This window comes from Paracoccus lichenicola (genome assembly GCF_009708075.1).
Lineage (GTDB): Bacteria > Pseudomonadota > Alphaproteobacteria > Rhodobacterales > Rhodobacteraceae > Paracoccus > Paracoccus lichenicola.
Map to the genome: position 1 here is coordinate 114401 of NZ_WMBT01000009.1, position 14209 is coordinate 128609.

General features: G+C 67.9%; 15 protein-coding genes. 2 read left to right on the plus strand and 13 right to left on the minus strand.

Annotated elements, in window-relative coordinates; genetic code table 11:
• Positions 1-27: 27 nt before the first annotated feature.
• The 4 genes from ispG to GIY56_RS14085 form a co-directional block, all read right to left on the minus strand.
• The gene (gene ispG / locus GIY56_RS14070) at positions 28-1155 is read right to left on the minus strand and encodes a flavodoxin-dependent (E)-4-hydroxy-3-methylbut-2-enyl-diphosphate synthase (protein WP_154765468.1); all 1128 of its coding nucleotides are present in this window, start codon (positions 1153-1155) and stop codon (positions 28-30) included.
• A gap of 79 nt (positions 1156-1234) precedes the next feature.
• Complete coding sequence (locus GIY56_RS14075; protein WP_154765469.1) at positions 1235-1897, minus strand: thiamine diphosphokinase; 663 nt, start codon at positions 1895-1897, stop codon at positions 1235-1237.
• Entirely contained in the window at positions 1894-2106 is a 213-nt protein-coding gene (locus GIY56_RS14080; RefSeq protein ID WP_154765470.1) for a DUF2842 domain-containing protein, read from the minus strand. The genes GIY56_RS14075 and GIY56_RS14080 overlap by 4 nt, the downstream gene beginning before the upstream one ends.
• Before the next feature lie 74 nt (positions 2107-2180).
• Positions 2181-3473 (minus strand): adenylosuccinate synthase, encoded by a 1293-nt coding sequence (locus GIY56_RS14085; protein ID WP_154765524.1) that lies wholly within the window; start codon positions 3471-3473, stop codon positions 2181-2183.
• A 141-nt stretch (positions 3474-3614) separates the two neighbouring features.
• Between GIY56_RS14085 and ftsY the strand changes: the two genes are divergently transcribed.
• A complete protein-coding gene (ftsY, locus tag GIY56_RS14090) occupies positions 3615-4619 on the plus strand; it encodes a signal recognition particle-docking protein FtsY (protein WP_154765471.1) in 1005 nt (334 codons plus the stop codon).
• A 58-nt stretch (positions 4620-4677) separates the two neighbouring features.
• Here ftsY and GIY56_RS14095 read toward each other — a convergent pair whose 3' ends face one another.
• Genes GIY56_RS14095 through hisS form a run of 4 tightly spaced genes read right to left on the minus strand, consistent with a single transcriptional unit; the run spans position 4678 to position 8258 of the window.
• Positions 4678-4986 (minus strand): DUF2171 domain-containing protein, encoded by a 309-nt coding sequence (locus tag GIY56_RS14095; RefSeq protein ID WP_328288561.1) that lies wholly within the window; start codon positions 4984-4986, stop codon positions 4678-4680.
• A gap of 52 nt (positions 4987-5038) precedes the next feature.
• Complete coding sequence (hisG, locus tag GIY56_RS14100) at positions 5039-5719, minus strand: ATP phosphoribosyltransferase (RefSeq protein WP_154765472.1); 681 nt, start codon at positions 5717-5719, stop codon at positions 5039-5041.
• Complete coding sequence (locus GIY56_RS14105; protein WP_407946980.1) at positions 5716-6777, minus strand: ATP phosphoribosyltransferase regulatory subunit; 1062 nt, start codon at positions 6775-6777, stop codon at positions 5716-5718. Before GIY56_RS14105 ends, hisG begins: the two co-directional genes overlap by 4 nt.
• Positions 6777-8258 (minus strand): histidine--tRNA ligase, encoded by a 1482-nt coding sequence (hisS, locus tag GIY56_RS14110; protein ID WP_154765474.1) that lies wholly within the window; start codon positions 8256-8258, stop codon positions 6777-6779. The genes GIY56_RS14105 and hisS overlap by 1 nt, the downstream gene beginning before the upstream one ends.
• 50 nt (positions 8259-8308) lie before the next feature.
• Here hisS and GIY56_RS14115 point away from each other — a divergent pair, with 50 nt between their 5' ends.
• Entirely contained in the window at positions 8309-8527 is a 219-nt protein-coding gene (locus tag GIY56_RS14115) for a SlyX family protein (RefSeq protein WP_154765475.1), read from the plus strand.
• A gap of 66 nt (positions 8528-8593) precedes the next feature.
• Here GIY56_RS14115 and pgi read toward each other — a convergent pair whose 3' ends face one another.
• From pgi to GIY56_RS14140, 5 genes are read right to left on the minus strand one after another with little or no spacing between them, the layout of a single operon-like run.
• On the minus strand, positions 8594-10204 hold the full coding sequence (pgi, locus tag GIY56_RS14120; protein ID WP_154765476.1) for a glucose-6-phosphate isomerase: 1611 nt from the start codon (positions 10202-10204) through the stop codon (positions 8594-8596).
• A gap of 12 nt (positions 10205-10216) precedes the next feature.
• Positions 10217-10888, minus strand: a complete 672-nt coding sequence (gene pgl / locus GIY56_RS14125; protein WP_154765526.1) for a 6-phosphogluconolactonase — start codon at positions 10886-10888, stop codon at positions 10217-10219.
• Positions 10889-10890: 2 nt separating this feature from the next.
• Entirely contained in the window at positions 10891-12342 is a 1452-nt protein-coding gene (gene zwf / locus GIY56_RS14130) for a glucose-6-phosphate dehydrogenase (RefSeq protein ID WP_154765527.1), read from the minus strand.
• 60 nt (positions 12343-12402) lie between these two features.
• Complete coding sequence (locus GIY56_RS14135) at positions 12403-12942, minus strand: RSP_2648 family PIN domain-containing protein (RefSeq protein WP_154765477.1); 540 nt, start codon at positions 12940-12942, stop codon at positions 12403-12405.
• Positions 12942-14135: an RSP_2647 family RNA methyltransferase gene (locus GIY56_RS14140; RefSeq protein ID WP_154765478.1), complete on the minus strand. Its 1194-nt coding sequence runs from the start codon at positions 14133-14135 to the stop codon at positions 12942-12944. Before GIY56_RS14140 ends, GIY56_RS14135 begins: the two co-directional genes overlap by 1 nt.
• Positions 14136-14209: the final 74 nt, after the last annotated feature.

The following is a 14209-nucleotide window of genomic DNA, read 5'->3' on the forward strand; positions in this document are numbered from 1 at the left end:
TGTCCGTGGTGCGTGCAAGCACGCACCCTACTCGGCGGCGGTCTGCGTGGCCTCCGCCTCGATCTTCTCCGCCCGCTCCTCGACCAGCCGCACGATGTGGTCGATCATCTGGTCGTTTGTCATCTTGTGGCTTTGCCGCCCGGCCAGATAGACCATGCCGCTGCCCGCCCCGCCGCCGGTAAAGCCGATGTCGGTCATCAGCGCCTCGCCCGGGCCGTTGACCACGCAGCCGATGATCGACAATGACATGGGCGTCTTGATGTGCTCCAGCCGTTTCTCCAGCGCCTCGACGGTTCTTATCACGTCGAAGCCCTGCCGCGCGCAGGAGGGGCAGGATATGATCTGCACGCCCCGCGTCCGCAGACCCAGCGACTTGAGGATCTCGAACCCGACCTTGACCTCCTCGACCGGATCGGCCGACAGGCTGACGCGGATCGTGTCGCCGATGCCCATCCACAGCAGGTTGCCCAGGCCGATGGCCGATTTGACCGTGCCGCCGACAAAGCCTCCGGCCTCGGTGATGCCCAGATGGATCGGCGCGTCGGTCGCGTCTGCCAACTGCTGATAGGCGGCGGCAGACAGGAACACGTCGCTGGCCTTCACGCTGATCTTGAATTCGTGGAAATCGTTGTCCTGCAGGATCTTGATGTGATCGAGACCGCTTTCGACCATCGCATCTGGACAAGGCTCGCCGTATTTCTCCAGCAGGTGCCGTTCCAGCGATCCGGCGTTGACGCCGATGCGGATCGAACAGCCGTGGTCCTTGGCGGCCCGGATCACCTCGCGCACGCGGGTCGCATCGCCGATATTGCCGGGATTGATGCGCAGGCAGGCCGCGCCCGCCTCGGCCGCCTCGATGGCGCGCTTGTAGTGGAAATGGATGTCGGCCACGATCGGCACCGGGCTTTCGCGGCAAATCTCGCGCAGCGCCCGCGTGGTTTCCTGGTCGGGCGCCGAAATCCGCACGATGTCGGCCCCGGCGTCGGCGGCGCGGATCACCTGGTCCAGCGTCGCGCGCACGTCATGGCCGTCGGTGTTGGTCATGGTCTGCACGCTGATCGGCGCGTCGCCCCCTACGGGGACGTTGCCCACCATGATCTGCCGGGATTTCCGCCGCTCGATGTTGCGCCAGGGACGGATGGGGTTCAGCGACATGGAGGCCTCCGTGGTTCGCCCCTTGCAGATAAGCCATCCCGGCCAAGGCGGCAACCGCCGCACGGGGCTTTGATCGCCCTCAGGCAGGCAGACGCAGCGCTGTCATGACGGATGCCAGAGTGCTGCGCGGCAGCATCAGCAGCATCTTGCCCTCGATCCGCAGGGTGACGACCCCGTTCGCCATGTTGGACGTGCCGACCCGCCCGCCGGGCGCGAACTCGATCCCCTCGATGGGCCATTCCAGGCCCGTGCTGATCCCGCGCGCAGGCCCCATCGGATACAGCGACACCCGCGTCCCCGGCATCAGCGGCAGGGTCAGCCGGGGCGGCGCGACAAAGACCACGTCGTCGGATGCCAGCAGGATCACGAAGGGCCGGGGGGTCGAGGCCATGGTGGTCAGCGCCGACAGCGTGTGGTCCAGCCGCAGCCCCGCGAAACCCACCGCCATCACGAAGGGCGCGGCGATGCGGGTCAGGCATTTGGTGAAATCGGTGCTGTCCTGCTCGGCCACGTGATGGATGCGCCCCGCCGGGATCAGCTTCCTCGCACCCGGGGTGATGCTGTCCAGATCGCCGATCACCCAGTCGGGCGTCCGGCCCAAGGCAAGCGCCCGGTCCGCGCCTCCATCCGCCGCAACCAGCGTCGGCGCCACCGCAAGCGCGGTCTGCAGGTCATAGGGCGTGGCCGTGCCCCCGCCGATCACCGTCACCCCCCGGTCCGAGATGACCAGCGGCGGAATCATTCCCCGCGCCCGACGCCGGAAAAGACCCGCTTGAAGGGCAGGATCCACAGGATCCCCAGCACCACGTAGATGGCGACCTCGACCAGGATCGGCTGGCGGCCAAAGCGCGCGTCCATCCAGTTGACCAGCGTCACCGCCGCCACGACATAAAGCGGCATCCCGACCACCAGGATCAGCAGCGACAGCCTTTTGCGGGTCTTCAGGTTCATCCGCCGCCTCCCTGTTCACCTTTGTCCAAATATCCCACGGGGGTCCGGGGGTGTGAAACCCCCGGGCTGCCGTCTCAATCCGCGAAAGGATCCGTCACCAGGATCGTATCGTCCCGCTCGGGACTGGTCGAGAGCAGCGCGACCGGGCACTGGATCAGTTCCTCGACCCGGCGCACATACTTGATCGCCGCCGCCGGAAGATCGGCCCAGCTGCGCGCGCCTTGGGTGGATTCCCGCCAGCCTTCCATTTCCTCGTAGATCGGCGTGACCCTGGCCTGCAAGGCGGCGGCGGTCGGCAGGTAATCGTATTTCACCCCGTCGATCTCGTAGCCCACGCAGATCTTCAGCGTCTCGAACCCGTCCAGCACGTCCAGCTTGGTCAGGGCGATGCCGTTCACGCCGCTGATCGCGCAGGTCTGGCGCACCAGAACCGCGTCGAACCAGCCGCAGCGGCGCTTGCGTCCCGTGACGGTGCCGAATTCATGCCCGCGTTCGCCAAGCCGCTGGCCGTCCGCGTCGTGCAATTCGGTCGGGAACGGCCCTTCGCCCACGCGGGTGGTATAGGCCTTGACGATCCCCAGCACGAAGCCGATGGCCGACGGCCCCATGCCCGTCCCCGATGCCGCCATCCCCGACATGGTGGTGGAACTGGTGACATAGGGATAGGTGCCGAAGTCGATGTCCAGCAGCGATCCCTGCGCGCCCTCGAACAGGATGCGCTTTCCGGCCTTGCGGGCATCGGCCATGATCTTCCAGACCGGTTGGGCATAGGGCAGCAGCTTCGGCGCCACCTCCATCAGCCTGGCCTTCAGCGCGGCCCGGTCGATGGGTTCCGCGCCAAGCCCCTGGCGCAGCGCGTCGTGATGGGCCAGCAGCCGGTCCAGGCGCGCGTCCAGCGTCTCCTCGTCGCCCAGATCCGCCACGCGGATCGTGCGGCGACCCACCTTGTCCTCGTAGGCCGGACCGATGCCGCGCCCGGTGGTGCCGATCTTGCTGGCACCCGCCGCTTCCTCGCGCAGCTTGTCCAGATCCTGGTGCAAGGGCAGGATCAGCGGCGTATTTTCCGCGATCATCAGGTTGTCGGTGGAAATGCTGACGCCCTGCGCCGTCAGCCGCTCGATTTCCGAAAACAGCGCCCAGGGGTCCAGCACGACGCCGTTGCCGATCACGGCCAGCTTGCCTTCCCGCACGATGCCCGAGGGCAGCAGCGACAGCTTGAAGACCTTTCCGCCGATGACCAGCGTGTGCCCGGCGTTGTGGCCGCCCTGGAAGCGGGCGATCACGTCGGCCCGCTCGCTCAGCCAATCGACGATCTTGCCCTTGCCCTCGTCGCCCCATTGCGCGCCGACAACCACCACATTGGCCATGAACGGTCCTTCCATCTGCCCGGAAAATGTCCGGTGCAGGGTCTAGCGCAAGGGCGGGCCGGGGGAAAGCCGGGATTTGCCGCCCTTTCCCTTTCCCCCCGCAGCGATTAGGTTCACCGGCGAACTGGACAAGGTGCGGGCATGTCGTTTTTCACCAAACTGCGCGAGCGGCTGACGGGATCTTCGTCGAAGATCGGCGCGGGCCTTGACGGCATCGTGGACGCCGCGCCCGAGGCTGCCCCCGCCCCGGCGCCTGTCCCCTCGGGCGGGATCGTCGGCCGCCTGTTCGGCACCGCCCCTGCAAAACCCGAGGAACCCCGCCGCGCCCTGGACGACGAGATGCTGGAGGAGCTGGAGGACATGCTCGTCCAGGCCGACCTGGGCGTCGATACCGCCTTGCGCGTGACGGCCAACATCGCCGAGGGGCGGATGGGCCGCCGCCTGTCGTCCACAGAACTTAAGGAACTGCTGGCAGGCGAGATCGCGCGCATCATGACCCCGGTCGCCCGCCCCCTGCCCCTTTACCCGAAAAAGCCGCAGGTCGTGCTCGTCGTGGGCGTCAACGGCGCGGGCAAGACCACCACCATCGGCAAGCTGGCCAGCCAGTTCCGCGCGGCGGGCAAGTCGGTGATGATCGCAGCGGGCGACACTTTCCGCGCCGCCGCCGTGGAACAGTTGCAGATCTGGGGCCAGCGGGCGGGCGTTCCCGTGATGGTCGCGGCGCAGGGCAGCGATCCCGCCAGCCTCGCCTTCGACGCCATGACGCGGGCCGAGGCCGAGGGCACGGACCTGCTGATGATCGACACGGCGGGCCGGTTGCAGAACCGCCAGGACCTGATGGAGGAACTGGCCAAGATCGTCCGCGTGATCCGCAAGAAGGATCCGACCGCCCCCCACAATACCCTGCTGGTGCTGGACGCGACCACCGGCCAGAACGCGCTCAATCAGGTGGAAACCTTCCGCCAGTTGGCCGACGTGTCGGGCCTGGTGATGACCAAGCTGGACGGCACCGCGCGCGGCGGCGTGCTGGTGGCGCTGGCCGACCGCTTCGGCCTGCCCATCCATGCCATCGGCGTGGGCGAACAGATCGACGACCTGGACGCCTTCGACGCCAACGACTTCGCCCGCGCGCTGGTCGGGCTGTAAGACCCGTCCAACCGCAAGCGACAAGGGCCGGATGCGGGTCATCCGGCCCTTTGTCCCGTCAAAGGCTGTCCTCGATGGGCGAGCCGTCCTTTTCCTGGAACAGTTGCGCCGCATTGGCGGCATTGGCTGACAGCCACAGCTTGCCCCCATCGACCGAGGCGACATCCGCCAAGGGCAGGTAGTGGTGATGGTCCTTCGACTGGCCATGCGCCTCGTCCTTGCGGGTCAGCTTGATGCGGTCGCCGTCCATGTGGTCCACCTTGCCCACATGCACGCCGTCGGCGCCCACGACTTCCATATGTTCCTTGATCTGGCTTGCATCGACCATCGCGATTTCTCCGCTTTCCGCCGCCTCCGTGGGCGGCACGGCGATAACGTCCGGTCTTGGCGATTCGATCCGTGCCGCGGGCAAGGCAGCCTTACTTCCCTGTCAAAAGGGACAGGAACGCCCGGACCTCGGCCGTTTCGGAGGCGGCGCGGTTGGCGAACAACGTTGCCTGGCTGGCAAGGATCAGGGCATCGGAAAGGATTTTCAGGTGATTGGCCCGCAGGGTTTCACCGGAACTGGTGATGTCCGCGATCGCCTCGGCCGTCTGGTTGGCAACGGTGCCCTCGGTCGCGCCCTGCGAATCGACCAACTGGTAATCGGCGACCTCGTGGCCCGCCAGCCAGGCGCGGACCAGGCGGTGATACTTGGTGGCGATCCGCAGGCGGAAGCCGTGCGCCGCGCGGAAATCTCGGGCAATGGCGGCGAAATCGTCCAGGTTCTCGCAATCGCGCCAGCAGTCGGGCACGGCCAGGATCAGGTCGGCATGGCCGAACCCCATCGGCGCCACTTCGGCCACGTCGGACCGCCAACCGGCCAGCTTTTCGCGCACCAGATCGGTGCCGGTCACGCCAAGCTCGATCCGGCCTGCCGCCAGTTCGCGCGGGATTTCCCCGGCAGACAGCAGGACCAGAGACACCCCGTCCGCGCCCTGCACCCGGCCCGCGTATTCGCGGTCCGACCCGCTGCGCGACAGGGCCACCCCGCGCGCGGCGAACCAGTCGAAGGTCTGTTCCATCAGCCGCCCCTTGGACGGCACGCCCAGCCGGATCATGCGGCCTCCAGTTCGGCAATCAGGCCCGGGCGGATGATGCCGCCCACGGCGGGGATCGCGCGCCCGCCGCGCCCCAGCACGGCGGTCAGCGCGTCGTATCGCCCGCCGGTCGCGACCGGGGGCCAGCCTGCGCGCCCTTCCGCCAGAAAGCTGAAGGTGAAGCCGTCGTAATATTCCATCGTGCGGTGGCCGTGGCTTGCGTCGAACAGGATGGTTTCAGGCGCGACGCCCAGGTAGGCCAGCATCCCCGCCCGTTCCTCGACACGCCCGATGGCGGGTGTCAGATCGGGCCAGTCCCGCGCCAGGTCCGACAGTTGCGCCAGGGCGTCCGGCATGGGCGCGCTGATGGCGAACAGCCGGTCCAGCCGCGCGGTCCAGACCGGATCCAGCGGCGCGGCATCCTGATCGGCAATCAGCCGGGCCATGCGCCGCTCCATCTCGGCCTCGGACCGCAGCCCGGCCCAGGGCGCGGCGCTTTCGGCGAACCTGCGCGGCGCGGCTGGCTGAGAGAACCGCTTCAGCAGCCGCCCGAACCGCCCCGGCCGCCAGACATGATGCAGCAGCGCGTCGCGCCGGGCCTCCGACAGCGGCAGCGCGCGCACGGCATCCATCACCAGGCCCATGTCGCCCGTCACCGCGCGCAGGCGGTATGGCGCCAGAAGCCGGTGGAACAGCGCGAAGACCTCGGCATCCGCCTGGCGGTCATGGGCGAACAGCTCGAACCCGGCTTGCAGATATTCGTTGTCGCGCGGATTGGCCGGGCGCTCCTCGCCCGGATCCTGCTTGCGGAACACCTCGCCCAGATAGCAGTAACGCGCGGGTTCCGCGCCCCCCGCCATGTGCATCTGGACGACCGGCACGGTGAAATCCGGGCGCAGCATCACCTCGCCCCGCAGTGGATCGGTCGAGGTATAGGCGCGGGCGCGGATATCCTCTCCATACAGATCCAGCAGCGTATCGGCGGGCAGCAGGATGTCGGGCGCGACCTCGGCCGCGCCCGCCTGCCGGAAGGCGGAAAGGAAGCGTTGGCCGATGGCCTGCTTGTCGCGCTTGGGGATCATCCGATGATCCGGCGGACTTCGGCGACCAGATCGGCGCGGGGAACCTCGGTCTGGGCGGGCTGCGCCTTCCATTCGTCCAGGCTCGCATCAGTGGCAATGCGCGCGCCCAGGACCAGATCCTTGACCTGTACGACACCGCGCGCGGCCTCGTCCCCGCCCTGGATGATCGCCACCGGCGCGCCGCGCTTGTCGGCGTATTTCAACTGGTTGCCGAAGTTCTTGGGGTTGCCTAGATACACCTCGGCCCGGATGCTCGCCGCGCGCAATTCCGCCGCCATGGCCTGGTAATCCGCCATTCGGTCGCGGTCCATGACGGTGACGACCACCGGGCCGACAGCCTCGGCCCCCGCCAGCCCCTTGGCCCGCAGCGCCGCCAGCAGCCGGTCCACCCCAATAGACACACCGGTCGCGGGCACCTTTTGGCCCGTAAAGCGTTCCACCAGCCCGTCATAGCGCCCGCCGCCTGCGACCGAGCCGAACTGCCGCTTGCGGCCCTTTTCGTCCAGGATCTCGAAGGTCAGTTCGGCCTCGAAGACCGGGCCGGTGTAGTAGCCAAGCCCCCGCACGACGGATGGGTCGATGACCGCCCGATCCTCGGCCAGGCCCAGGGCGGCCAGCATCCCGGCGATCTCGGCCAGTTCGTCCACGCCCTCGGCCCCGATGGCCGATGCGCCCACCGCCGCGCGCAGGTTGTCCAGCGTTGCCGTGTTGTCCGCCCCTTTCGAGGTCAGGAAGGCCAGCACCGGAGCGGCCTGCGCCTCCGACAGCCCCACCCCTTCGATCATCGCGCCGCTGTCGTCCTTGCGGCCCGTGGTCAGCAGCGCCAGAACGCCCTCGCGGCCTACCTTGTCGAACTTGTCGATCTGGCGCAGCACGTCCTCGGCCTGATTGGCGCGAACCTCGGCCGCTTCCAGCACGCCGTTCAGAACCTTGCGGTTGTTGATCCGCACGATGTAATCGCCGCGCGCGATCCCCACGGCCTCCAGCGCATCGGCCAGCATCGCGCAAATCTCGGCATCCGCGGCGACCGAGGCCGCCCCGACCGTATCCGCGTCGCATTGATAGAACTGCCGAAACCGCCCCGGCCCCGGCTTCTCGTTCCGCCAGACCGGACCCATGGCATAGCGCCGGTAAGGCGAGGGCAAGTCATTGCGGAACTGCGCCGCCACCCGCGCCAGCGGTGCCGTCAGGTCGTATCGCAGCGCCAGCCAGTCGCCCGATCCGCCGCCGGGCACGGCTTCCTCTTGCCAGGCAAAGACCCCGGCATTGGGGCGGTCCACGTCGGGCAGGAACTTGCCCAGGGCCTCGACCGTCTCGACGGCGCTGGTTTCCAGGGGATCGAAGCCATGGTGGTGATAGATTTCGGCGATCCGGTCCAGCATCGCCTTGCGTTCCGTCACGTCTGCGCCGAAATAGTCGCGAAAGCCCTTGGGCGTTTCCGCCTTGGGACGGGGCTGTTTTTTCTGATCTTTCGCCATGGTCCTGCCTTTCCGGCCAATCCGTGGCTGCCTTAACCGAAGGGGCCGATATGGACAAGGATACCGAACCGCGATTTCAGCAGCTTGAAGAAACGCTGGCGCACCTGACCCGCGTAACCGACGAGTTGCACGAGGTCATCGCCCGCCAGGACGCCGAGATCGCCCTGCTGACCCGCCGGGTCGAGATGCTGCTGCGCTTCGCCGCCGAACAGCAGGCCGACACCGAAGGCCAGATCCCGCTCGCCGATCAGCGCCCGCCGCATTGGTAAGCCGAATCTTCTGTGCACAAATATCCTCTGGGGGTCCGGGGGCGAAGCGCCCCCCGGCTTGCGGCGCTACCCCCGCATCCGCCGGAACAGCGCAGCCAGATGCTCGGTCGAGGGATCATGCCCCGGCGCGCCTTCGCCCTTCAGCAGAGGCTCGACTTTCAGCGCCAGTTCCTTGCCCAGCTCCACCCCCCACTGGTCGAAGCTGTTTAGCCCCAGGATCACGCCTTCCACGAACACCCGGTGTTCATACAGCGCGACGATCTGGCCCAGGGTGAAGGGCGTCAGCTTCTCGATCAGCAGCGTGGTGGACGGGCGGTTGCCGGGGAACACGCGGTGGCGGGCCTGGCGGTCCAGTTCGGCGCCTTCCAGACCCTTGGCCCGCATCAGCGCGCGCGCCTCCTCCAGGCTGCGGCCGCGCATCAGCGCCTCGGACTGGGCGAGGCAGTTGGCGGCCAGCAGGACGTGGTGGTGGGCCAGGTCGTCTTCGTGACCCTTGGCGGCCAGGATGAATTCGCAAGGCACGGGCGTCGTGCCCTGGTGGATCAGCTGATAGAAGGCGTGCTGGCCGTTGGTGCCCGGCTCGCCCCAGACCACGGGGCCTGAGGGCAGGTCCAGGTCGGACCCGTCCATCGCCACGCGCTTGCCGTTCGATTCCATCTCGAGCTGTTGCAGATAGGCGGGCAGGCGCAGCAGGCGGTTGTCATAGGGCAGCAGGGCGCGGGTCGGATAGCCGCAGATCTGGTGGTGCCAGATGCCCACCAGGGCCAGCAGCACCGGCAGGTTTTCCACCAAGGGCGCGGCGCGGAAATGCGCGTCCATCGCGGCGGCGCCTGCCAGGAATTCGTCGAACCGCTCGTCCCCGATGGCCAGCATCAAGGACAGCCCGATCGGACCCCAGACGGAATAGCGCCCGCCCACCCAATCCTCGAACCCGAAGACGCGCGCGGGGTCGATGCCGAACTCCGCCGTCTTGCCCGTGGCCGAGGACAGCGCCACGAACTGCGCCGCCGGGTCCGTCACCACGCGGCCCATCCAGTCGCGCGCGGTCCGGGCGTTGGTCATCGTCTCGATGGTGGTGAAGGTCTTGGAGGCCACGATCACCAGCGTCGTCGCCGGGTCCAGGCCCTTCAGCGTGTCGGCAATGTCGGCGCCGTCCACGTTGCTGACGAAATGGCAGCGCGGCCCGTCGTGATAAGGTGCAAGCGCCAGCACGGCCATGTAGGGGCCAAGGTCCGACCCGCCGATGCCGATATTGACCACATCGGTGATGGCGCCGCCCTGCCCCGTGAAGGCGCCGGACCGCACGTCGCGGGCGAAATCGGCCATGCGGTCATGGGTTTCGCGCACGGCAGGCATCACGTCCTGGCCGTCCACCACCACGCTGCCGCGCAGGTTGCGCAGGGCGGTGTGCAGGACCGCGCGGCCCTCGGTCTCGTTGATCCTTTCGCCGGTGAACATCGCCTCGCGCCGGCCCGCCACGTCCGCGCCTTCCGCCAGTTCGACCAGCAGGTCGCGCGCGCCCGCGTCGATGGCCGTCTTGGACCAGTCGAAGACCAGGCCGTCGGCCTGCGTGCAGAAGGCGCGGGCGCGGTCGGGATCGGCGTCGAACAGGTCGGCGATGCGGGTCGCGCCCTGGGCCTGGCGATGGGATTTCAGGCGGGTCCAGATGTCGGTCATGGGGGAAGGCTCCTATTCGGCCCAGTGAACGGTGGCGTTGTCCAGAAAGGCGCGGATCGGCGCCTGGATCGGGTCCAGGGTTTTCGCCCGCTCCAGCGCCTCGCGCTTTTCCGGTCCCATGATCAGGACGTGGACATTCATCGCATCGGCCAGCGCCGGGCGGGTCAGGGTGATGCGCGGCTCCTCGGCCCCTTCGGCGCGGATCGGCAGGACCAGGGGGGCGTCGGATGCCAAACCCTCGGCCAGGCGGTCGGCGCCGGGGAACAGGCTGGCGGTGTGCATGTCGTTGCCCATGCCCAGCAGGACCACGGTGATCGGCAAATGCGGGCGGATCGCCTCGGCCAAGGCCGGGGCAGCCTCGTCCGGGGTGTCCGTGCCGGTGTAAAGGTCGATATAGTTCGCCGCCGCCGCCCGGTCGCGCAGCAGGTGGCGGCGCAGCAACCGTCCGTTCGACCGCTTGTGGTCGCCGTCCACCCAGCGTTCGTCGCCCAGGAACACCGTCACCCGGTCCCAGTCGATGTCCGCGCCGCTCAGCGTCTCGAACACCGGCGTGGGCGAAGTGCCCCCGGGCACGCACAGGCTGGCGGTGTCGCCCGTGCGCAATTGCTGCGCCAGTTGCGAGGCGATCTGGTCGGCCAGGGACAGGGCCAGCATCTCGCGGTCGGGGTATTCCTTGAAAGCCATGGTCATGCGCGGATTTCCCTCCATCGGCGGTTGTCGCGATGCAGCAGGCGCAACGCTTCCTCGGGGCCGGAAGATCCCGCGTCATAGGGTTCGGGGCGCCGCTTGCCGTCTTCCCAGGCCGAGATGATGGGATCGGTCCAGGCCCAGGCGGCCTCGACCTCGTCCCCGCGCATGAACAGGGTCTGGTTGCCCCGGATCACGTCCATGATGAGGCGTTCATAGGCGTCGGGCATGTCGCTGCCGTCCGCGCCAAGCGCTTCGGCGAAGGACATGTCCAGCGGCACCTGCACCAGCCGCATCCCGCCCGGTCCCGGTTCCTTGATCATCACCTTGAGGTTCATGCCCTCGTTCGGTTGCAGGCGGATGACAAGCTCGTTGGCCTTGGGCGCGCCGCTGTCGTCGAAGATGGAATGGGGCGGCTCGCGGAACACCACGGCGATCTCGCTGGTCCGCGCCCGCAGCTTCTTGCCGGTGCGCAGGTAGAAGGGCGTGCCCTGCCAGCGCCAGTTGGAAATGCAGACCTTCATCGCGACATAGCTTTCGGTCCGCGAATCGGGGTTTTCGGAATCCTCCAGATAGCCGGTCGATTTGCCGTCGGCCTGATACTGGCCGCGCACGATGTCGCCGGGTTCCACGGGCTGCAAGGCGCGGATCACCTTCAGCTTCTCGTCCCGCACGGCGTTGGGGTCGAAGTGATAGGGCGGCTCCATCGCGATCAGGCACAAAAGCTGCATCATGTGGTTCTGCACCATGTCGCGGATCGCGCCGGACTTGTCGTAATAGCTGCCGCGCCCGGCCACGCCCACGGTTTCGGCGACCGTGATCTGGACGTGATCGACGTATTGGGAATTCCACAGCGGCTCGAACAGGACGTTGGCAAAGCGGACGGCCATCAGGTTCTGGACGGTTTCCTTGCCCAGGTAATGGTCGATGCGGTAAATCTGTTCTTCCCGGAAATGGCAGGCCAGCGTCGCGTTCAGCGCGCGCGCGGTTTCCAGGTCGCGGCCAAAGGGCTTTTCCACCACAATGCGGCTGTTTTCATCCGCGATGCCGTGGCTGGCCAAGCGGCTGGCGATGTCCCCGAACAGCGCGGGCGCGACCGAGAAATAAAAGGCATGGACCACGCCGGGCCGCATCCGCGATTTCAGGTCGGCCCAGCCACCGTCCCCCTTGGCGTCGATGGGGGTATAGCCCAGCAGGTTCAGGAACTGCGCCAGCCGGGGATCGTCGGGCTTGATGCCGCCGAATTCCACGACGGCCTTCGCGGCCTCGGCCCGGAAGGCGTCGTCGTTCTGGTCCGTCCGCGCCGCGCCGATGATGCGCGCGCTGTCGGGGAACTGGCCCGCGACAAAGCGGCGGAACAATCCGGGCAGGATCTTGCGCTGCGCCAGATCGCCGGTGGCACCAAAGATCACCAGATCGAAGTCATCGACCGGAATGACGCGCGAAACCATGCTGTTCTCCTTGCGGGTGGGCATCGCCATATCTGTTGTTAGCGTTAACAGCAATGTGCTTCAACCTTTCACTGCCTTGGCAAGGCGGGGAAGTCGGCAGCGTCTGAGCATTTCGGTGGCAGTCATGTCGCTGCCCATGACGGCTGCCTTGTCGCGTGCAGTCCTGACGGCCGCCGTGACGGCCACCGGATCGGCGGCGAACAGATCCAGCAGGAAGGCATCGGGATGAAGGGCGCGCAGGCCAAGGCCCGCCATCAGGGCCTGCGGGAAATCGCGCAGGTTGGCGGTGACGATCAGTTTCGCCTCGCCCGCCAACGCGGCCTCGACCACATGGCGGTCGGCGGGGTCGGGGAAATCCCCGTCGATGGCGCGGATGCCGTCGTCCGGGACTTCGGCGGCGGGAAAGCGGTCGCGCAGCAGCGCGATTTCCGCCCCCGCGACCGCGTCCTGATCCGGCCCAAGCCGCGCTGCCGCATGACGCCATTCGGCCAGGATGCGGGGCGACCACAGCGGCGCGTAAAGCCCCGCCCCTGCCAGATCGGCCAGGATTTCCCGCAAGATTGTCGGGAACAGGACATTGGCATCCAGGACCGCGCGCATCAATCCAGCCGGAAGAACAGCGCCTTGAGGTATCCGGTTTCCGCAAGCTGCGGCAGCGTCGGATGATCCGGCCCGGCCTGGCCCGTGTGGATCAGCACCCCCCGCCGCCCGCCGCGCCCGATGCCCCGTGCGCTGACATTGCGGAAGGCCGTCAGGTCGGCGGCATGGGAACAGCTGCACAGCACCAGATAGCCGCCGGGCGCCACCAGCGGCGCCGCCAGCTTGGCCACCCGTTCATAGGCGCGCAGGCCCGCATCAAGCGCCGGTTTCGAGGGCGCGAAGGCGGGCGGGTCGCAGACCACCAGATCAAAGCGGCGGCCTTCCTCGGCCATCCGCTCCATCGCCTTGAAGGCGTCGGATTGCACGGTTTCCAGGCGGTCGGCGGCGCCCATGCGCCCTGCCCCGCCCTTGGCCAGGTCCAGCGCCGCCGCGCTGCCGTCCACGCATGTCGCATGGGCCGCGCCTGCCGCCAGTGCCGCCAGGGCAAAGCCGCCCACATGGCTGAACACGTCCAGCACCGTGGCCCCCTTAGCCAGCCGCTGGGCAAAGGCCTGGTTCGGCCGCTGGTCGAAGAACAGCCCGGTCTTCTGCCCGCCCAGCAGGTCGGCCAGATAGGTCGCGCCGTTCATCGGCACCGCTACGGGTTCGGATGGGGTATGGCCGCGCAGAACCTCCATCCGCTCCTCTAGCCCTTCAAGCCCCCGCGCGCGGCCCTGGCCGTTCAGGATCACGGTCGTCACGCCCGTCACCTGGACCAGCGCCTCGGCGATCTGATCGGCCATCCGGTCGGCCCAAGCGGCGTTGGGCTGGATCACCGCCGCATCGCCGAAACGGTCGATCACCAGGCCAGGCAGCCCGTCGGCCTCGGCATGGACCAGGCGATAGAAGGGCGCGTCATACAGCCGTTCCCGCATCTGCAAGGCCCGCGCCAGCTTGGCGCTCAGCCATCCGCCGTCGATCACCGCCTGCGGATCGGCATCCATGACCCGGCCCACGATCTTGGACTGGGGATTGACCGTCACCACGGCCATCGCATTGCGCTCCGCATCCTCCAGCACTGCAAAGCCGCCCGCGGGAATGTTGCGGCTGCGGCGGTCCAGCACGGCCTCGTCGGCGAAAACCCAGGGGAATCCGTGGCGGATCGCCTGGGGCTTGGATTTCGGGCGCAGGCGCAGCACGGGCAGATCGGTCATCGGGTTCATCCTTTTCGCGCCCCGGATCTGGCATGGCGCCCCGTCCGGCACAAGACCGCCGCCCCGTCAAAGCC

What these genes read in the sequence shown, in the direction of transcription:
- ispG (WP_154765468.1), bottom strand. Translation starts at nt 1,155, where the DNA reads ATGTCGCTGAACCCCATCCGTCCCTGGCGCAACATCGAGCGGCGGAAA.
- GIY56_RS14075 (WP_154765469.1), bottom strand. Translation starts at nt 1,897, where the DNA reads ATGATTCCGCCGCTGGTCATCTCGGACCGGGGGGTGACGGTGATCGGC.
- GIY56_RS14080 (WP_154765470.1), bottom strand. Translation starts at nt 2,106, where the DNA reads ATGAACCTGAAGACCCGCAAAAGGCTGTCGCTGCTGATCCTGGTGGTC.
- GIY56_RS14085 (WP_154765524.1), bottom strand. Translation starts at nt 3,473, where the DNA reads ATGGCCAATGTGGTGGTTGTCGGCGCGCAATGGGGCGACGAGGGCAAG.
- ftsY (WP_154765471.1), top strand. Translation starts at nt 3,615, where the DNA reads ATGTCGTTTTTCACCAAACTGCGCGAGCGGCTGACGGGATCTTCGTCG.
- hisG (WP_154765472.1), bottom strand. Translation starts at nt 5,719, where the DNA reads ATGATCCGGCTGGGCGTGCCGTCCAAGGGGCGGCTGATGGAACAGACC.
- hisS (WP_154765474.1), bottom strand. Translation starts at nt 8,258, where the DNA reads ATGGCGAAAGATCAGAAAAAACAGCCCCGTCCCAAGGCGGAAACGCCC.
- GIY56_RS14115 (WP_154765475.1), top strand. Translation starts at nt 8,309, where the DNA reads ATGGACAAGGATACCGAACCGCGATTTCAGCAGCTTGAAGAAACGCTG.
- pgi (WP_154765476.1), bottom strand. Translation starts at nt 10,204, where the DNA reads ATGACCGACATCTGGACCCGCCTGAAATCCCATCGCCAGGCCCAGGGC.
- pgl (WP_154765526.1), bottom strand. Translation starts at nt 10,888, where the DNA reads ATGGCTTTCAAGGAATACCCCGACCGCGAGATGCTGGCCCTGTCCCTG.
- zwf (WP_154765527.1), bottom strand. Translation starts at nt 12,342, where the DNA reads ATGGTTTCGCGCGTCATTCCGGTCGATGACTTCGATCTGGTGATCTTT.
- GIY56_RS14135 (WP_154765477.1), bottom strand. Translation starts at nt 12,942, where the DNA reads ATGCGCGCGGTCCTGGATGCCAATGTCCTGTTCCCGACAATCTTGCGG.
- GIY56_RS14140 (WP_154765478.1), bottom strand. Translation starts at nt 14,135, where the DNA reads ATGACCGATCTGCCCGTGCTGCGCCTGCGCCCGAAATCCAAGCCCCAG.